This is a genomic window from Streptomyces sp. Pv4-95 (assembly GCF_045782725.1).
Lineage (GTDB): Bacteria > Actinomycetota > Actinomycetes > Streptomycetales > Streptomycetaceae > Streptomyces.
This window is the reverse complement of sequence record NZ_CP127172.1, coordinates 7,317,794-7,335,611: the sequence shown is the minus strand read 5'-3', so window position 1 is coordinate 7,335,611 and position 17,818 is coordinate 7,317,794. Positions and strand designations below refer to the sequence as shown.

20 protein-coding genes and 1 pseudogene are annotated in these 17,818 nt (G+C 73.2%); 9 read left to right on the top strand and 12 right to left on the bottom strand.

The annotated features are described in order from the left end of the window. Nucleotides 1-27 precede the first annotated feature (27 nt). Together QOM21_RS32170 and QOM21_RS32165 are read left to right on the top strand one after the other, a co-directional pair. Nucleotides 28-246: a CbtB-domain containing protein gene (locus QOM21_RS32170; RefSeq protein ID WP_407554519.1), complete on the top strand. Its 219-nt coding sequence runs from the start codon at nt 28-30 to the stop codon at nt 244-246. Between the two features lie 14 nt (nt 247-260). After that, the gene (locus tag QOM21_RS32165; RefSeq protein WP_407554518.1) at nt 261-1,019 is read left to right on the top strand and encodes a CbtA family protein; all 759 of its coding nucleotides are present in this window, start codon (nt 261-263) and stop codon (nt 1,017-1,019) included. 93 nt (nt 1,020-1,112) lie between these two features. Here the strand turns inward: QOM21_RS32165 and ribA are convergent, their stop codons facing one another. Further along, on the bottom strand, nt 1,113-1,850 hold the full coding sequence (gene ribA / locus QOM21_RS32160) for a GTP cyclohydrolase II (RefSeq protein WP_407554517.1): 738 nt from the start codon (nt 1,848-1,850) through the stop codon (nt 1,113-1,115). A 197-nt stretch (nt 1,851-2,047) separates the two neighbouring features. Here ribA and QOM21_RS32155 point away from each other — a divergent pair, with 197 nt between their 5' ends. Together QOM21_RS32155 and QOM21_RS32150 are read left to right on the top strand one after the other, a co-directional pair. Beyond that, entirely contained in the window at nt 2,048-2,812 is a 765-nt protein-coding gene (locus tag QOM21_RS32155) for a creatininase family protein (RefSeq protein ID WP_407554516.1), read from the top strand. Beyond that, nucleotides 2,809-3,561, top strand: a pseudogene (locus QOM21_RS32150) (dihydrofolate reductase family protein); the annotation flags it as partial. The gene QOM21_RS32155 and the pseudogene QOM21_RS32150, both read left to right, overlap by 4 nt. Before the next feature lie 102 nt (nt 3,562-3,663). Here the strand turns inward: QOM21_RS32150 and QOM21_RS32145 are convergent. The 5 genes from QOM21_RS32145 to QOM21_RS32125 all read right to left on the bottom strand — a co-directional run bounded on the left by QOM21_RS32145 (nt 3,664) and on the right by QOM21_RS32125 (nt 8,163). Then, a complete protein-coding gene (locus tag QOM21_RS32145) occupies nt 3,664-4,668 on the bottom strand; it encodes a lysylphosphatidylglycerol synthase transmembrane domain-containing protein (RefSeq protein WP_407554515.1) in 1,005 nt (334 codons plus the stop codon). Further along, a complete protein-coding gene (locus QOM21_RS32140) occupies nt 4,668-5,573 on the bottom strand; it encodes an SAM-dependent methyltransferase (RefSeq protein ID WP_407554514.1) in 906 nt (301 codons plus the stop codon). The genes QOM21_RS32145 and QOM21_RS32140 overlap by 1 nt, the downstream gene beginning before the upstream one ends. Further along, entirely contained in the window at nt 5,570-6,691 is a 1,122-nt protein-coding gene (locus QOM21_RS32135; RefSeq protein WP_407554513.1) for a glycosyltransferase family 4 protein, read from the bottom strand. Before QOM21_RS32135 ends, QOM21_RS32140 begins: the two co-directional genes overlap by 4 nt. Then, nucleotides 6,688-7,086 carry a 6-pyruvoyl trahydropterin synthase family protein gene (locus QOM21_RS32130; protein ID WP_407554512.1) on the bottom strand — a complete coding sequence of 133 codons (399 nt, stop codon included), beginning with the start codon at nt 7,084-7,086 and terminating at the stop codon, nt 6,688-6,690. Before QOM21_RS32130 ends, QOM21_RS32135 begins: the two co-directional genes overlap by 4 nt. Nucleotides 7,087-7,173: 87 nt before the next feature. Further along, nucleotides 7,174-8,163, bottom strand: coding sequence for a zinc-binding alcohol dehydrogenase (locus QOM21_RS32125; protein WP_407554511.1), 990 nt, complete (start codon nt 8,161-8,163; stop codon nt 7,174-7,176). Between the two features lie 112 nt (nt 8,164-8,275). Here QOM21_RS32125 and QOM21_RS32120 point away from each other — a divergent pair, with 112 nt between their 5' ends. Then, nucleotides 8,276-9,037 (top strand): CDP-alcohol phosphatidyltransferase family protein, encoded by a 762-nt coding sequence (locus QOM21_RS32120; protein WP_407554510.1) that lies wholly within the window; start codon nt 8,276-8,278, stop codon nt 9,035-9,037. Nucleotides 9,038-9,052: 15 nt separating this feature from the next. Here QOM21_RS32120 and QOM21_RS32115 read toward each other — a convergent pair whose 3' ends face one another. From QOM21_RS32115 to QOM21_RS32105, 3 genes are all read right to left on the bottom strand, one after another. Next, the gene (locus QOM21_RS32115) at nt 9,053-9,184 is read right to left on the bottom strand and encodes a DUF6126 family protein (RefSeq protein ID WP_393895053.1); all 132 of its coding nucleotides are present in this window, start codon (nt 9,182-9,184) and stop codon (nt 9,053-9,055) included. A gap of 328 nt (nt 9,185-9,512) precedes the next feature. Then, on the bottom strand, nt 9,513-9,929 hold the full coding sequence (locus tag QOM21_RS32110; RefSeq protein WP_407554509.1) for an ArsR/SmtB family transcription factor: 417 nt from the start codon (nt 9,927-9,929) through the stop codon (nt 9,513-9,515). Beyond that, nucleotides 9,926-10,126, bottom strand: coding sequence for a hypothetical protein (locus QOM21_RS32105; RefSeq protein WP_407554508.1), 201 nt, complete (start codon nt 10,124-10,126; stop codon nt 9,926-9,928). The genes QOM21_RS32110 and QOM21_RS32105 overlap by 4 nt, the downstream gene beginning before the upstream one ends. Nucleotides 10,127-10,346: 220 nt before the next feature. Between QOM21_RS32105 and QOM21_RS32100 the strand changes: the two genes are divergently transcribed. Next, on the top strand, nt 10,347-10,721 hold the full coding sequence (locus QOM21_RS32100; protein WP_407554507.1) for a VOC family protein: 375 nt from the start codon (nt 10,347-10,349) through the stop codon (nt 10,719-10,721). 473 nt (nt 10,722-11,194) lie between these two features. Next, nucleotides 11,195-11,683 carry a glutathione peroxidase gene (locus tag QOM21_RS32095; protein WP_407555948.1) on the top strand — a complete coding sequence of 163 codons (489 nt, stop codon included), beginning with the start codon at nt 11,195-11,197 and terminating at the stop codon, nt 11,681-11,683. Between the two features lie 75 nt (nt 11,684-11,758). On the opposite strand, the gene QOM21_RS32090 is transcribed toward QOM21_RS32095, so the two are convergent. From QOM21_RS32090 to QOM21_RS32080, 3 genes are all read right to left on the bottom strand, one after another. After that, nucleotides 11,759-12,211, bottom strand: coding sequence for an STAS domain-containing protein (locus QOM21_RS32090; protein WP_407554506.1), 453 nt, complete (start codon nt 12,209-12,211; stop codon nt 11,759-11,761). 293 nt (nt 12,212-12,504) lie between these two features. Then, complete coding sequence (locus QOM21_RS32085; RefSeq protein WP_407554505.1) at nt 12,505-13,560, bottom strand: aldo/keto reductase; 1,056 nt, start codon at nt 13,558-13,560, stop codon at nt 12,505-12,507. A 167-nt stretch (nt 13,561-13,727) separates the two neighbouring features. Continuing rightward, nucleotides 13,728-15,065, bottom strand: coding sequence for an SLC13 family permease (locus QOM21_RS32080; protein ID WP_407554504.1), 1,338 nt, complete (start codon nt 15,063-15,065; stop codon nt 13,728-13,730). Between the two features lie 213 nt (nt 15,066-15,278). Between QOM21_RS32080 and QOM21_RS32075 the strand changes: the two genes are divergently transcribed. After that, a complete protein-coding gene (locus QOM21_RS32075; protein WP_407554503.1) occupies nt 15,279-17,252 on the top strand; it encodes an ABC transporter ATP-binding protein in 1,974 nt (657 codons plus the stop codon). A gap of 60 nt (nt 17,253-17,312) precedes the next feature. Beyond that, nucleotides 17,313-17,792 (top strand): nuclear transport factor 2 family protein, encoded by a 480-nt coding sequence (locus QOM21_RS32070; protein WP_407554502.1) that lies wholly within the window; start codon nt 17,313-17,315, stop codon nt 17,790-17,792. Nucleotides 17,793-17,818 lie beyond the last annotated feature (26 nt).

Here is a 17,818-nt window from a genome sequence, read left to right as displayed (position 1 = left end):
CGAGTTCCCCTACCAGGAGGTTCCGCCATGGCTCAGACCATCGCACCGCCGACGACCGGCGCCGTCACCCCGGCAACACTCCCCCTCAAGGCGATCGCCCCGTGGGCGCTGTTCTTCGGCGTCCTGATGCTCGTCCTGCTGTACTTCATCGGCGCGGAGCAGGGCGCCACCTCACTGCTGTCCGGTACGGACGTCCACGAGTGGGTCCACGACGGCCGCCACCTGCTCGGCTTCCCCTGCCACTGATCGGACCCGAGGAAATGAACTCCGTCACCATCAGAAATCTCCTGGTGCGCGGCATGCTCGCGGGTCTGGCAGCCGGTGTCGTCGCCCTCGTCGTCGCCTACTTCCTGGGCGAACCGAGGGTGGACGCCGCCATCGCCTTCGAGGAAGCGCAGACACACAGCCACGGCCACGAGCACGAGGTGGAGGTCGTCAGCCGCGGTGTGCAGTCCACGGCGGGGCTGGCGACCGGCGTACTGGTCTACGGCGTGGCCCTGGGCGGGATCGCCGCGCTGGCCTTCTGCTTCGCCCTGGGCCGGATCGGCCGCTTCGGGGCCCGGGCCACCGCCGTCCTGCTGTCCGCGGCCGCCCTGGTGGCCGTCTACCTCGTACCGTTCCTGAAGTACCCGGCCAATCCGCCGGCGGTCGGCGACCCCGACACCATCGGCAAGCGCACGGCTCTGTACTTCCTGATGATGCTGCTGGGCATCCTGCTCGCCGTCGCCGCGACGATTCTCGGGCGGCGGCTCGCTCCCAAGCTGGGCAACTGGTACGCCACGGTGGCGGGCGGCGCGGCCTTCGTCGTGGCCATCGGCATCGCGTACGCCTTCCTGCCGTCCATGAACGAGGTGCCGCACGGTTTCTCCGGCACGCTGCTCTGGCAGTTCCGGCTGTCGGCGATCGCCATCCAACTGGTGCTGTGGACCGCCTTCGGGCTGATCTTCGGCCACCTCGCGGAGCGCGTCGTCCCGACGAAGGAGGCTGCTGCCGCGCGGAGTGTGCCGGTCACACCCTGACGGCAGTGCCGCACCACGTGGAAGGGGCCCGCGACGGCTGTCGCGGGCCCCTTCCACGTACTCGGGCGACGAACCCGGCGGGCCACCTGAGCCTCAGGACTGGCCGGGAAGGTGGTCGAGATGCGGCAGGTCGTGGTCGAGCCGCTCGCGTTTGGTGCGCAGATAGCGGAGGTTCTCGGCGCCGGGCGGCGTCAGCAGCGGGACCTGCGCCTCGACCGTGACACCGTGCCGCACCAACGCCTCGCGTTTGCGTGGATTGTTCGACAGCAGGCGCACGGACCGGACACCGAGATCGTGCAACATGGCGGCGCCTGATCCGTAGTCGCGGGCATCGACCGGCAGGCCCAGGGCGATATTCGCCTCGACGGTGTCCAGACCGTCCTCCTGCAGTCCCATCGCCCGCAGCTTGGCGACCAGCCCGATTCCGCGCCCCTCATGGCCGCGCAGATAGACCAGGACGCCCCGCCCTTCGGCCACGATCGCCCGAAGGGCCTCGGACAGCTGTTCGCCGCACTCGCAGTGCGTGGACGCGAAGGCGTCTCCCGTCAGGCATTCCGAGTGCAGCCGGGCGAGGACCGTCCGGCCGGCCACGTCGCCGTGCACCAGCGCCACGTGCTCCACGCCGCCCCGGCGGTCCAGGTAGCCGACCGCCAGGAACTCGCCGTACGCCGTCGGCATACGCACCTCGGCGACCCGCTGCACGGTCGCGGGTCGCACCGCATCCGCGAGGCGGTTGACCGCTGCTCTCCGTTCGTTTTCCGTGAGTTGCCGTACGACACCGGACTGGCGAGCGGCATCGTCGAACGCGACATCGGCACCGGGCTCCGTCATTCCGCGATCGTACGTGCGCGGGAGAACGGGAGGCGGCAATCACTCACAAGATGACAAGGCCCGCCACCTGCATGGTCGATGGGGTGTGTGGCATGCACAAGGGCGGAGTGCACCGCCCAGCCCGGCGCGGCGCTCGCGGCCTATGCTGCGACTGCTGCGCCGACACCGGCACCGAGCGACGAAAGGCCCGCCCCACCATGACCGCTTCGGGACAACGGACCTCGCCCCCCGGCCTCCTGCCGACGGACACCGCGGAGGAGGTACGGCAGCAGCAGCCGAAGCTGGCGGTGCTCCCCATCGGAAGCTTCGAACAGCACGGCGCGCACCTGCCGTTGACGACGGACACGGTCATCGCCTGCACCATCGCGGCGGAGATCGCCGCCACCCATCCGGTGCTCCTGCTGCCACCGCTGACGATCTCCTGCTCGCAGGAACACGCCGCCTGGCCCGGCACGGTCAGCATCTCCGCGGCCACCCTGCACACCGTCGTGACGGACATCGCCGCCTCGCTCCGGCGCTCCGGGATCGGCACCCTCGTCCTCGTCAACGGCCACGGCGGGAACTACGTGCTGCGCAATGTGGTGCAGGAGTCCGCGGGCACCGGCACCCGCATGGCGCTCTTCCCGGGGTCGGCCGACTGGGACGCGGCGCGCCGCCGGGCCGGAGTGGTGACCAGCTCGCACAGCGATATGCACGCGGGAGAGGCGGAGACCTCCCTCCTGCTGCACGCCCACCCCGCACTGGTCCGGCCCGGATACACCGCCGCTGACCACGTCGCCGACGACCGCAAGCATCTGCTCACCCTCGGCCTGACGCCGTACACCCCATCCGGGGTGATCGGCCGGCCGTCGCTGGCCTCGGCCACGAAGGGGCAGGAACTGCTGGCCGGCCTGGTCGACGCGTTCGGCGAGTACGCCGCGCTGCTGGCCCCGGAAGAGGTCCACCGAGCGGCAACGCCGTGACGGCCGCGCACCATGCGGATTCTGACGACCGGCGGCACTCCGCCGGCCGGCAACCCAAGAGCGAGAAAGGGCGCGCTGTGACCGACTCGACGACGGAACTCGACGCGGCGGAGGCGTGGGACCGGCTTCGCCGTGTCCGCTCCGGGCGGGAGGCCGAGGCCGCCGGCCTGGTCGCGGACGGGCAGGGCGGACTGCGGTGGGCGGCACCCGCCACCGCCGAGGCGACAGAGCTGGCGGAGCGCTATCTGCCACTGTGCCTGGCGGGCCCCCGGGTGTCCTTCGCGCAGCTCGGGCAGAGCCTGGACGGCTTCATCGCGACACGTACCGGCGACGCGGACTACGTCACCGGCGCGGAGGACCGCACCCATCTGCACCGGCTGCGGGCGCTGGCGGACGCGGTGATCGTCGGGGCGGGTACGGCGGTCGCGGACGATCCGCGGCTGACCGTACGGGCATGCGCCGGGGACAACCCGGTGCGCGTGATACTCGATCCGCGCGGGCGGGTGCCGCGCGGGCACCAGGTGTTCACCGATGGAGCGGCGCCGACCCTGTGGCTGGTGGGACGGCACGCGAACGGCGCGGACGATGTGGGCACCGGCCCGGAGGTCGACGCGCGCGGTGTGGAGACCATGGTCCTGCCCGACCCGGACGGGTTCGCCCCGGAGCGCCTGTTGGGGACACTCGCCCGGCGCGGCCTGGGGCGGGTGCTGGTCGAGGGCGGCGGCGTCACCGTGTCCCGCTTTCTGCGGGAGCGCTCACTGCACCGGCTGTATCTCACCATCGCCCCGGTCCTGCTCGGCGACGGCGTCCCCGGCCTGCGGTTTCCCGGCACCCCGGTGATGCGGGACGCGCTACGGCCGCCGCTGCGGCGCGCCACACTCGGCGCGGACACGCTCTTCGCGCTCGACCTGCGGGACGACGGAGCGCAGCCCGGCCACGCCTCGGACGAGCAGCACGACGGCGCCCGGCAGGCTCGCCGCGAAGGCGAGCACCCCGTAGACCACGGCGGCGGTGAGGCCCTGCGCCGCGCCTAGCCCGGCCGCCCCGAAGGACCAGGCGGCGACGCCTTCCCGCGGACCCCAGCCACCGACGTTGAGCGGCACGGCCATGGCGAGCAGGGAGAGCACCACCAGCGGGAGCAGTACGGCCGGGGGCGCGGTCGCTCCGGCGACCCGGGCGGCGAGCAGGAACATCGCGAGGTAGCCGGCGAGGACCACCAGGGACGAGAGCATGACGCCGGGCCAGACGCCGGGTGCGAGGAGTCCCCGGCGCGCTTCGGACAGCAGGGCGGCCGGCCCGCGGCGTGAGCGCGAGCCGCCGCGCCGCCGGTGCAGCAGAACGGCCGTCAGTCCCGCCGCCGCGCACACCGACGCCGCCACCGGCGCGGCGCCGGCCGCCGTGAAGAGTCCACGGAGCCGTGCCCCGGCCGGGGACGGGGCCACGAACAGCACCGCGCCTCCGACGGCGAGCAGGGCGACCTGGCCCGCGACCCGCTCCAGGACGACCGCACGGACACCTCGCCCGATGTCGCCTTCCGTGCGGCCGTGCCCTACCGCGCGGTGGACGTCGCCCAGGACGCCACCGGGCAGCGCCGCGTTCAGGAACAGGGCGCGGTAGTAGTCGGCGACGGCACGGCCGAGCGGCAGCCGCAGGCCGAGCCCTCGGGCGACCAGGCACCAGCGCCAGGCGCTGCCCACCGTCGTCAGCAGGCCGAGCGCGAGGGCGGCCGACAGGGTGGCCGCGTCGACCCTGCGCACGCCGGCCACGAAGGCGCCGGATCCCAGATGCCACAGCAGCACGGCGAGGATCGCCATGCCTCCGAAGATCTTGAGCAACGCCCAGTGGGGCCGGTTCATCAGCCGGTCCCGGTGACCGGCCGAGGTAGCGCCAGCAGATCGGTGTGGTGCACCGTGACGCTCAACTCGCCCGCCGCGCAGGCCGCCAGGCGCCGCCGGAGGTAGGCGATCCCGCGCAGCGCGAGATCCGGCCGCTGCGCGACGGCCGCGCCGACCCAGCCGCGCAGCCAACTGGCCGTCAGCGCCGCTTCCGGGCCGCTGAGGCGCCACGGGCTGGACTGCGTCAGCACCGTGGCCCCGCGTCGCTCGAACGCCTCGGTGGCCGCGGCGACCGCGTCCGGGCCGAGCAGCCGGCGCCCGCGGTCGGCACGGCGCTGGTGGTCGTTGAACGCCGCGGCGATCGCGGCGTCGAGCGGTTCCGACGGGGTGAGTTCGACCCGGCCGGTGACCGAAAGCGCCAGCAGGGCGGGACACCCGGCCGCGACGCAGGTCTCGGCGAGGGCGTCCATCTCGTCGTGGGTCAGCAGGTCGAGCAGCGCGGAGGCGGTGAGCAGGGACGTACCGGCGAGGGTGCCTGCGGTGAGGCCGGTGAGGTCGCCGCACTCGGTGGTCACCGTGACGGGCCTGCCGTTGGCGGCCGTTGCCGGCAGCCGGTCACCGGCGTGGGCGAGCAGCGCGGGATCGTGGTCGTGCAGGATCCAGCGCTGCGGGCCCGGCAGTCGGACGGCGAGCCAGCGCCCCATGGAGCCCGTGCCGCAGCCGAGGTCACGGATCACCAGCTCGTGAGGGGCCGGGGCGGCTTCCGGGGCGGGCCGCCCGGCCGGAGCCGGTGAGCTGCGCGGCAGCTGCGCGTTCAGCCGGGAGCGCAGCGGGTGCAGCAGTTCGGGCGCGCGTGCGGCGGCGTCGGCGCGCTCCCGCAGCGCGAGCCACTCCGCGGCGAACCGAGGTGCGCCGACCGCATTCATCCGGCGCTCCGGTGTGCGAGCCGAAGACCTTCCAGCACTTCGGCCAGATCGTGCGACGTCATCTCCCACCCCTCCAGCATGGCACGCCGCTGTTCGGCCGATTCCTTCAGCCTGCCGCGGAGTTCGCGATCGCCGAGCCAGGCGCGCAGCGCGGAGGCCAGGTCCCCGGGTGCGTCCGGCGCGACGAGGAGGCCCGGCAGGCTGCCGTCCGGGGCCCGTCCCAGCGCTTCCGGGACGCCGCCGACCGCGGTCGCGAGCACCGGGGTCGCGCGGGCGAGCGCCTCGGTGACGACCATGCCGTAGGTCTCGGCGGACGACGGGAGCACTTCGAGGTCGGCGGCGGCGCGGCTCGCCTCCAACTCCGCGCCCGCTTGCGGACCCGCGAGATGAACACGGTCGCCGAGGCCGAAGTCCACTATGTCCCGGCGCAGTTGGTCGACGTACGCTCTATCGCGGCGCAGCCCTCCGACACAGACGCAGCTCCAGGGCAGGTCGGCGACGGCCGCGAGGGCCCGCACCAGGTGGTGCTGCCCCTTGCGCGGAGTGACCGCGGCGACGCACAGCAGCCGGCCTGCGCCGTCGGTTCCGGGAGCGCACGGGGCGGGGTCGACGCCGGGGCGGGCGACATGGACGCGGGCGGCGGGCAGCCCGTGGTGACCGACGATCCGACGGGCGGCCCACTCGCTGGTGGCCACAACGGCCTTTACGGACCGCAGCGTGCGCCGCTCCTTGGCGTCCAGCTCGGCCGCCCGGTCCGCGGCGAGACCGGTCTCGTCCCCGAGGGGCAGATGCAGCAGGACGGCCGTCCGCAGCCGTGCGGCGGCCGGGACGACGACTTCGGGGACGCCGCAGGCCACCAGCCCGTCGAGCAGGACCACGGCACCGTCCGGCAACGCGGCCAGCTGCCGCGCCAGTTCCTCACGGTCCGTCGCGTCCGGCAGCGGCCAGCTGCCGGACACGGCGTGGCGGTGCACCCGCCATCCGACCGCCGGCAGACCCCGGCACACCCGGCGGTCGTAGACGTTGCCGCCGCTGGGCACCGCCGGATCGTCGACGTCACCGGGCAGGAAGAAGTGCACCACGCGCTCCGCCACCGCGGGGGCACCCCGCCGGCTCAAAGCGTCCGCTCGTAGCTCGCCCACGCGATGTGTGACTCGTGCAGACTGACCGATATCCCTGCCAGCTCGCGGGCGCCCTCGCCGAGGTTTCCCGCGTGCACACGGTCGGCCAGCCGGTCGGCGATGACCTTGGCCAGCGCCTCCGTCGAGGTGTTGATGCCGGCGAAGTCCGGTTCGTCGTCGAGGTTGCGGTAGTTGAGCTCGCCGATCACGCCGCCGAGTTCCTGAGTGGCGAGGCCGATGTCGACGACGATGTTGTCCGCGTCGAGTTCGGCCCTGCGGAAGGTGGCGTCCACGACGTAGGTCGCGCCGTGGAGTCGCTGGGCGGGACCGAAGACGGCGCCACGGAAGCTGTGCGCGACCATCAGGTGATCGCGGACGGTGATGCTGAACACGGTGTTCCTCCAGGGGGAGTCGAGTGTGCCGGCCGGGACGGTTCCGGACCGGTGGACGTCCGTGGCAAGAAAGTTGGCCTGGGCTTCCTACGTACTGCCGCCCGCGCTGTACCGGATGCGGTGGCACAGGGCCGGCAGGTCGCCGCCGGCGAGCCGGGGCAGCACCCGCGGCAGGTCCTCGAAGTCCGATTCGCCGGTGACCAGCGCGTCGAAGGCGGGGTCGGCGAGCAGGTCGAGGGCGACCGCGAGCCGGTCGGCGAAGGTCCGGCGCGCCCGTCGGGCCGGGGAGACCGCGCCCACCTGGCTGCTGCGCACCACCAGCCGGCGGGAGTGGAAGGACTCCCCCAGCGGCAGGCTCACCCGCCGGTCGCCGTACCAGCTCAGTTCGATGACCGTGCCCTCCGGGGCGAGCAGCTCCAGCGCCCGCGCCAGCCCCTCCTCGGTGGCGCTGGCGTGCACGACGAGGTCGCACTCGCCGAGGGCGTCCTCGGGCAGCGCGAAGCCGACGCCCAGCGCCTCGGCGACCGCGGCCCGCGCCGGGTCCGCGTCGACCAACTGCACCCGGACCGCCGGGAAACGGGCCAGCAGGGCCGCGACACCGCACCCGACCATCCCGGCGCCCACCACCGCGATCCGGTCGCCGAGCAGCGGTGCGGCGTCCCAGACGGCGTTCACCGCGGTCTCGACCGTGCCGGCCAGCACCGCCCTGGGCGCGGGCACGGTGTCCGGCACGGGAGTGACGGCGTCCGCCGGGACGACGTAGTGCGTCTGGTGCGGATAGAGGCAGAAGACCGTACGGCCCAGCAACCGGCGCGGCCCTTCCTCGACCACGCCGACGTTGAGGTAGCCGTACTTGACCGGCCCGGGGAAGTCACCGTCCTGGAACGGCGCCCGCATGGTGTCGTACTGGCTGCGCGGTACGCCGCCGCGGAAGACCAGGGTCTCCGTCCCGCGGCTCACGCCCGAGCAGAGCGTGCGCACGAGCACCTCGTCGGGTCCGGGCCGCGGCAGTTCGACCGTCCGGATCTCGCCCTTCCCCGGGGCATTGAGCCAGAAAGCACGGGCGACTCGCGGCATCGGGACCCTCCTGGACGCAGCGACGCGCCCGTTCCGGAGAGCGGGCGATCTTGAAGGACGCCGTTACGATACGCGGCACTCATCGGCTCCGCCACACGTCAGAGGAGGCACGGTGACCACGCAAATCCGCTACGGCACCCGGCCGTTCGCGCCCGACCTCGCACTCGGCGCCTGCGGGCAGCTGCTGTTGCTCGCCCTGCTGGGATGGACGGCCGGGTTGGGCCCCCTGGGGTGGGTGGCCGGCGGGCTGTACGCGGCGGCCACCTCGGCGCTGCTCACGCTCGCGCTGCGCCGCTCCGGGACGGGGCCCTTCGGCCCGGCCAACCGTGTCACGCTCACCCGCGCCGTGCTCGTGGGCGGGGTGACGGCGCTGGTCGCCGACTCCTTCGGCGGGCGGCCGCCGGTCGCGGTGCTGACCGGTCTGGCCACCGTCGCACTGCTCCTGGACGCGGCCGACGGCCAGGTCGCCCGCCGGACCGGGACGGCCAGCGCGCTGGGCGCACGCTTCGACATGGAGGTCGACGCCGTCCTCATCCTGGTGCTCAGCGCGCACGTCGCGGGGTCGGTCGGCGGGTGGGCCCTGAGCATCGGCGTCATGCGCTACGCCTTCGTCGCGGCCTCCTGGGTCCTGCCCTGGCTGCGCGGTGCCCTGCCGCCCCGGTTCGCCCGCAAGACGGTGGCGGCACTGCAGGGCATCGTGCTGGTCGTGGCGGGCGCCGGGGTGCTGCCACGGCCGGCGGCGGGCACCGCGGTGGCCGTGGCGCTGGGACTCCTCATGTGGTCGTTCGGCCGCGATGTCGCCTGGCTGTGGCGGGCCGGGGGCAGCGGGCGGGGCACTTCGGAGCCCGACCGGGAATGCGGGACGCGGTCGTGACGTCCGGCGCGGGTGCTACGTCCCGGCGTGCCGGCCGAGGTAGACGACCAGCGCCAGAAAGACGAGCACGAGGTGGGTGACGACGATGGTGAGCAGGATCCGGCGCCACCTGCTGCGCCGCACCGCCTGCCGGGACGGCAGTGTCACGCCGGACAGCCTCGCCAGCTGCGCGCCGGGGCGGACCGCTGTCCAACGGCCCCTCGGCCCGAAGCAGCGGGGCGCCGTGCGATGGCGAAGGGCGAGGTCCGGGCAGGTGCGCCCCGTGGTGCGGCGCGGGCCCCGGCCGTGCGGGCGGCCACGGCACGGCCGTGCGCCCGGCCCGGTCGCCGGGGGTATGCAGGTGCGGGAGCGGACCGCCCGCCAGGGCGGCGGCCCCTTACGCCTCGATGGTCCGGCCATACGCGTCACCCGGCTCCGTCGTCGGACGGCAGGGAGGCGCCCCGCCGGACCACAGCGGTCGTGCGGGCAGCGTGTGTCATGACACCACCCCCACGCCGGGCACCGTCGCCACCGTGTCGGCCGGCGCCACCTCGCGCGGCGCCGGCACGCCCCCGGCCTCTGCCTGCCGCAGCTCGGCCAGCAGGGCGTGCTGCCCGGTGAGGACGTCGCTGAGGATCCGCCGCGCGGCGCGCATCAGCTCCGCGACGTCACCACCGGCGAGCTCGTAGACCACGGTGGAGCCGGTGCGGGTGGCCGTCACGATGCCCGAGCGGCGCAGCACCGCCAGTTGCTGGGACAGCGCGGAGGGCTCCACCTCGATCGCGGCCAGCAGGCTGCGCACCGGCAGCGGCCCGTCCTGCAGCAGCTCCAGCACCCGGATCCGGACGGGGTGCCCCAGCATCCGGAAGAATTCGGCTTTCGCCTGGTAGAGGGGAATCTGTGCGCCGCTCACGCCCCTGCCCCGTCCCTTGGTTCGTCGCCGGGTGCCGGGCCCGGGTCGACGTCGACGCTGCGGGCCACCCGCACCGCGTCGTCCAGCTCGTCCTCGGCCACGGCCAGCGCGTATGCGTCACCCGAGGCCCGTGCCTCCTCGACCGCGGCTCGCGCGGCGCGCACTCTTTCCCGTACCGACTCGGCGAAACCGCCCACGCATGCCCTCCGCATTCAGGCCGACCGGCCGTCGCGTCACCTGTTGAATTGCAGAATTCTGCAACTGTAAGCGACGGCGGTCCAGGATTCCGTACGGGAGTGGCGGAACGGATGCCTCCGGGGCCACGCCTCCCCGCCGGGAGGGTCACCACCGGCTGGCCCGTCGTCCGGCGGCACAATGCATTGGACACTCCGGCCCGCCAACTACAGAGTGGCGCGCATGACTTCACTCGTACGCCACATCACCATCGACTGCAGCGACGCCTACCGCCTCGGGACGTTCTGGGCGTCCGTTCTGGACGGATCGCTGGCCTCGGACGATCTGCCGGGCGACCCGGAGGCGACGGTCACCGCTGCGGGCAGCGCCCTGCTGTTCGTGACGGTGCCCGACGGGAAGACCGTGAAGAACCGCGTCCACGTCGACCTCCAGCCGCAGGACCGCAGCCGGGACGAGGAGGTCGAACGCCTGCTGGCACTGGGCGCGTCCCTGGTTGCCGACCACCGCAGGGCCGACGGCACCGGCTGGGTCACGCTCGCCGACATCGAGGGCAACGAGTTCTGCGTGGAGCGCAGCGCGAGCGAGCGCAACGGCTGACCGGCCGACGCCGGCGGCCGGTGCCCGAGCAGGCCGAGAAGGCTTGTGCGGCGGCGAATCGCACGGAGTGGAGGAGTCGGGCGGAACGGCGGGCTGCCGCCGGCTTCGCTGGAACGTATCTTCTGACCTTCACCGCCGCAGGGGCTTCTGCGGCCCGTCCCGGCCGCGTCCCGCAACCAGCGAGCCCGTCTTTGGGTTGAGTCCGGGCATGGACGCCAAGCAGCCCGCCGGTCACCCCTTCCAGCGCCTCACGCTTCCGCACCAGTCTCCGCCGCCCCCGCCCCCGCAGGCCCGGCGGCCCCCGGAGGAGGCGACCCCGATCTTCGATCAGCTGCTCAAGGAGTGGCGCGCGGGGTCGCTGCGTCCGGTGGTCTCCTGGCCGGTGGACGAACCGGGGAAGATCAAGCCGGGTGCCGCTGTTGGCACCGACGACGGACGTCCCTATCCGCGGAACCGCATTGAGGAGCATGACCGTGAGCCTGTACGACATCCCGCTGCGCACCCTGACCGGTGAGCCCGCCTCGCTCGCCGACTACCGCGGCAAGGCGCTGCTGGTGGTCAACGTGGCGTCCAAGTGCGGGCTGACCCCGCAGTACTCCGGGCTGGAGCGCCTCCAGGAGCGCTACGCGGACCGGGGCTTCAGCGTGCTCGGCTTCCCCAGCAACCAGTTCGCCGGACAGGAGCCGGGCACGGCCGAGGAGATCGCGACGTTCTGCTCGGCGACGTACGGCGTGAGCTTCCCGCTGTTCGAGAAGACCGACGTCAACGGCGCGGAGCGGCACCCGCTCTACGAGCGGCTCACCACCCACGAGGACGCCGAGGGCGCGGCCGGTGAGGTGCAGTGGAACTTCGAGAAGTTCCTCGTCGACCACCAGGGCGAGGTCGTGGGCCGTTTCCGGCCACGCACCGAGCCGGAGGCCGATGAGGTCGTCACCGCCATCGAGGCCGCCCTGCCCGCCTGATCCACGGCGCGCCCAGGGGCCGGCCCGCGTCCCGGGCCGGCCCGGCGTCGGCCCGGCCCGCCGGAGGGCCGGGCGTCACCCGACCGCGGTCCCGGCGATGTCCGTGACAGTGACGATCACGCCGGCGCGGCCGGGGGCGAGGTCGGGCACCGCGCGTCGGGCCGCGCGAAGAGTGTCGGCCACGACGTGATCCGGCACGATGACGAAGTCCTCGCCGGCTCCCGTCAGGCGCAGCAGCCGCATGACGCTGTCGCTCTCGGCGACGCCGGCCAGGCGCAGCAGGCCCCCGCGCTCGCGCGCCCGGCGGCGGGCGCGGCACAGCAGGGACAGGCCGGCGCAGTCGATGAAGGTCACCGCCCGCAGATCGAGCACCAGGTCGGGGCGCCGGTGACCGGTCAGCTCGTCCAGCCGCTCGGACAGCTTGCCCGCGGCGAAGATGTCCAGCTCTCCACAGAGTTCCAGTACGGTGACGGCGCCGGTTTCGTGGATCCGCCCGGCGAAACCACGGCAGTCCTGACCTTCGTCCATCGGCCCGACCCACTTTCGTGCCAGGGCGCGCGGTATGGCCACGCGCGGTGCGGCGGAGGCATACGGAAGGTGAGGGGAGCGCCCGGCGCGATCCGGTCCGCTGGGGTGCGGACGTGCCCGGGTCGTCGACTGTGCCCTTACGTGTCTACGGCTTACCCTCCGGCCGTGCGATCGAGACCCGGCCGGGGGCCCGTAAAGAAGTTGTCTCAAAATCGCCCTGTTGGCGGAGTGGGCCGCGGTCGGCCGCCGCACGCGGCCGAGGCCGCGGCGACCGGCCCGCGTGCGCTTCCGTATCAGCGGATCTCGCTCGTCGTCCGGCGGTAGGTGGAACGCCGGTCCTCGATGTCGGCCCAGCGGTCGCCGTAGACGTTCCGCGTGATGCCGGGCTCCCGCAGGAAGTCGTGCGGGAAGCCGAGCGGCACCGCGCTCGCGACGTCCAGCCGCTCGACGGCATCGGCGTCGAGCGTGACATCGACGGCGGCGAGGTTGTCGGCCAGCTGGCTCTCCTTGGTCGCGGCGATGATCGGGATGATGTTGCCCGGGCGGCTCCGCAGCCAGGCGAGCGCCACCTGCGCCGGGCTCCAGCCACCCTGCTCGGCGACCTCCAGCACGGCGGTGATGATCTCGTCCTCGTTGCGGGCCGCCGCACCCGCGCCCACGGTGTCCAGGCGCCCCGTTCCCCCGCGGCGGTACTTGCCGGTGAGCTTGCCTCCGGCCAGCGGGCTCCACGCCAGGACGGCCAGGTCGAAGGCCCTGGCCTGCGGCAGCAGTTCGCTCTCCGGGGTCCGCTCCAGCAGGTTGTAGAGCAGCTGCGAGCCCGCGAAGGCGGTCCAGCCGCGCAGTTCGGCGAGGGTGTTCGCCTGCGCGATCTCCCAGGCGGGCCAGTCGGAGACACCGATGTAGTGCGTCTTGCCCGCCCGCACCAGGTCATCGAGGGCCCGCATGACCTCCTCGACGGGGGTGAAGTTGTCCCGGGCGTGCACCCACAGGATGTCGAGGTGATCGGTGCGCAGCCGGTCGAGGCTCTCCTCGACCGAACGCACCAGGTTCTTGCGGTGGTTGCCGGCGGAGTTCACGTCGCCCTCGCGGGTCGCGCAGGTGTACTTGGAGGCCAGCACGAAGCGGTCCCGGCGGCCGTCGAGCAGTTCCCCGAGGATCCTCTCCGAGCTGCCGCCGGTGTAGATGTCGGCGGTGTCGATGAAGTTGCCGCCGGCGTCCGCGTAGGCGTCGAGGATCCGTCCGCTGATCTCCTTGGCGGCGCCCCAGCCCCAGTCGTCGCCGATGGTCATGGCACCGAGGCTCAGCTCGCTGACCCGCAGGCCGGTCTTGCCGAACAGTGTGTACCGCACGATGTTCCCCTTCGGTCAGGTCGTGCCCCGGACGCTACGAGTTGGAGCGCTCTCCAAGGCAAACCGCCGAACGGGCGGGCGTGCGGACGCTTCGGACTCCTCTTCCCTGCCGGTCCGGCCTCGGCGGGTGGGTGCACAACCGGCCGTCGGCGAGGCGGCGATGGACCTCAGGTGCCGATGACACGCAGGCCGGCCCAGAGCGCCACCGTGGACGCCACCAGCGTCACCGGGACGGTCAGCAGCCCGAGGCGCGTGAAGGACCCGAGGTCCGGGGCCGCGCCGTGACCGTGCAGGATGCGCCGCCACAGGAGGGTGGCGAGAGAGCCGACATAGGTGAGGTTCGGGCCGATGTTCACTCCGATGAGCACCGCCAGCACCGGTCCCGGGCCCGACTGCGCGGCGAAGGGCAGCAGCGCGAGGACCGCGGGGAGGTTGTTGATCAGGTTCGCCAGCAGGGCCGCGAACGCGGCGAGCCCGAGCAGCGCGGGCAGCGAAGCGCCGTCCGGCAGCAGCCTGTCCACCGCCTCCCCCAGCCCGTTGTCGACGACGGCCTTGACCACGACACCCAGTGCGAGGACGAAGAGGCAGAACAACGGATTGGCGGCCTTGACCAACTCCCTCGGGGTGGTCTCCTTTCGGCGCAGCGCGCGGACCGCGAGGACGAGCGCGCCGGCCAGCGCCGCCCAGGCGGGGTTCACCTCGGCGAAGGAGCTGACCACGAAGCCGCCGAGGGTGAGGGAGAGCACCACGAGGGCGAAGACCGGCAGTGGCGGCGGCGCCGGCAGGGCCGCCGAGGGCGACAGGTGGGCCGGTGCGGTGAGCAGGCCGGGGGCCGGGGCGGCCGCAGGGGTTTCCGGCAGACCATCCGGCCGTGCCTCGTCGTCCGTCGCGAGTTCCCGGGCGAAGTAGCCGCGGAAGACGACGTACTCGACCGCGACGGCCACCACCCACGGCAGCGCCATCAGGGCCGCGAACCGCGTGAAGGACAGCCCGGCGGCCCCCAGCGCCAGCAGGTTGGTGAGGTTGGAGACCGGGAGGAGCAGCGACGCGGAGTTCGCCAGGTGGGCACAGGCGTAGAGGTGGGGTCGCGGGCGCGCGCGGGCGCGGGTGGCGGTGGCCAGCACCACCGGCGTCAGCAGCACCACCGTCGCGTCCAGGCTGAGCACCGCCGTCACCACCGCGGCCAGCACGAACACCCCGGCAAGCAGGCGACGCGGCCGGCCCGTGCACAGCCGTGCCAGCGCCGCACCGGCCGCTTCGAAGAGGCCCTCGCGCGCGCAGAGATACGCCAGCGCCAGCACCGCGGCGAGAAAACCCACCACCGGAAGCAGGCTGTGCACCTGGGACCAGGCGTCGGACAGCGGCACCGCGCCGAACAGGACGACGATCACCGCGGCCGGCACGGCGGCGACCGCCTCGGAGGCGCCGCGCGGCCGCTGCACGGCGAATACCAGCACCCCCAGCAGCAGCAGAACGGACAGGGTCTCGGCGATGGCGGTGCTCACCAGCGCACGTTATCGGCCGCGGGACCGCCGGACGACGTCGCCCCGGGCGAGGCCGGAAGGCCGTGGCCGGGTGGCGGCTGGTCCGTGCGGGTGCGCGGGAGGGTGACCGGACGGGAATCCCTTGACCTCAACATTGGTTTAGGTCCTAGTTTCCTTCATGTCGCCGGTCCGTCACGGCGATGCCGTGACACCACGACACCTGAGGAGGCCGCGATGGACATGGAAGTCACCGCCTGGCATTCGCTGCACAGCACGATCAACGCGCAGCAGGACAAACGCCCCTTCTCCCGGGGGACGCTGCGCCGCATCCTGACGTTCGCCCGCCCGCACCGGCGTCAACTGGTGTGGTTCCTGATCCTCAGCACCGTCACCGCGATGCTCGCGGTGGCCACCCCGCTCCTGGCGGGCCACGTCGTCGACACCATCGTCAACGGCGACTCCTCCTCCGTCGTCCTCGGCCTGTCCGGCCTGATCGCCGCCATCGCGGTCGCCGAGGCCGGCCTCGGCCTGCTGACCCGCTGGCTGTCGGCGAGCATCGGTGAGGGGCTGATCCTCGATCTGCGCACCACCGTGTACGACCACGTGCAGCGGATGCCGGTGGCGTTCTTCACCCGCACCCGCACCGGAGCGCTGGTCAGCCGCCTGAACAACGATGTGATCGGCGCTCAGCGGGCGTTCAGCGACACGCTGTCCGGGGTCGTGAGCAACATCGTGACGCTGCTGCTCACCCTGGTGGTGATGCTGAGCCTGTCCTGGCAGATCACCCTGATCGCGCTCGTCCTGCTGCCGGTGTTCGTGCTGCCCGCACGCCGGGTGGGCCGCAGGCTGGCGGGTCTGCGGCGCGAGGGCGCCGACCACAACGCCGCCATGGGCACCCAGATGACCGAACGCTTCTCCGCGCCGGGCGCCACCCTGGTGAAGCTGATGGGCCGTCCGTCCCGCGAGTCCGCGGAATTCGCCTCGCGGGCCCGGCGGGTGCGGGACATCGGCGTCCGCTCGGCGATGGTGCAGACGTACTTCGTCACCGCCCTGACCCTGGTCTCCGCCCTGGCGCTGGCCGTCGTCTACGGGCTGGGCGGATTCTTCGCCCTGCGCGGGCAGCTGGAAGCCGGCGCGATCGTCTCGCTCGCCCTGCTGCTGACCCGGCTCTACGCCCCGCTGACCGCCCTGTCCGGGGCGCACATCGAGGTGATGAGCGCCCTGGTGAGCTTCGAGCGGGTCTTCGAGGTGCTCGACCTCGAACCGCTGATCACCGAGAAGCCGGATGCCCGCCCGGTGCCCGACGGGCCGGTCTCGGTGGAATTCGACTCCGTACGCTTCGCCTACCCCTCCGCCGACAAGGTCTCGCTGGCCTCGCTGGAGGAGGTCGCCACCCTCGACACCCGGGGCGGCGAGGACGTGCTGCACGACATCTCCTTCCGCGCCGAAGCGGGCCAGATGGTGGCACTGGTCGGCTCCTCCGGCGCCGGCAAGTCGACCATCGCGCAGCTCCTGCCGCGCCTCTACGACACCGACTCCGGCGCGATCCGGCTGGCCGGCGAGGACGTCCGCGACCTCACCGCCGCCTCGCTGCGCGACACTCTGGGCATGGTCACCCAGGACGGGCACCTCTTCCATGACTCCCTGCGCGAGAACCTGCTGCTGGCCAAGCCGGAGTCGGCCGAGGAGGAGCTGTGGGACGCCCTGCGCCGCGCCCGGCTGGAGGAGCTGATCCGTTCGCTCCCCGACGGCCTGGACACCGTCGTCGGCGAACGCGGCTACCGCCTCTCCGGCGGCGAGCGCCAACGGCTGACGATCGCGCGGCTGCTGCTCGCACACCCGAGGGTGGTCATCCTGGACGAGGCCACCGCCCACCTGGACAGCACCTCGGAAGCGGCGGTGCAGGAAGCCCTGACCGAGGCGCTGGCCGGCCGGACCGCGGTGGTGATCGCCCACCGGCTGTCGACCGTGCGGGCCGCCGACCTGATCCTGGTCGTCGAGGGCGGGCGGATCGTCGAGCGCGGGACGCACAGGACGCTGCTGGCGGCCGACGGGCGCTACGCGCAGCTCCACCGGACCCAGTTCTCGGCCACCGATTCCGATGCGGAGCCCGGTCAGGAACCCGCGGCGGACAGCGCACCGGCCGCCCTCGGCCCCGATCCGGACTCCGGCCCCGAGCAGGTCAAGGAGACCGCGCTGGTGCCGTGACGCCGCGCCGGTCGGCCCCCGCCTCTTGGCGGGGGCCTCGCCATGCCGAAAACTGAGGCGATGACGCAGCGCGCGGAACACTCGACTGTCATGGACCGCCTCGCGATCGACGATCTGATCACCGGCTACGCCATCGCCGTGGACGACGGCGACTGGCCCGCCTACCTGGCCCTGTTCACCCCGGACGGCCGGGCCGACTACCGGTCCGCCGGCGGGATCGAGGGCACCGTCGAGGAGATCGCGGCCTGGCTCGCCGACACGCTGCGCCTCTTCTCCGTACGCCAGCACCTCATCACCAACCGCCGGATCCGCGTGGGGTCGCTCGACGGCGCCAGCGGCGACACGGCCACGGTCCAGGCGGACTATCTCAACCCGATGCGACTGGCGGGTACCGCGGCGGACGGCGACGGCGGCCCCACCGCCCCCAACTTCACCTGCGGGGGCCGCTACGCGTTCACCGCCCACCGCACCCCGGACGGCTGGCGGCTGAGCGGGGTCGTCGTCCAGGAGAAGTGGCGCCAGGTGCCTCCCGCCGCCTGACCGGTCCGCGGCGTGCCCGCACCGCG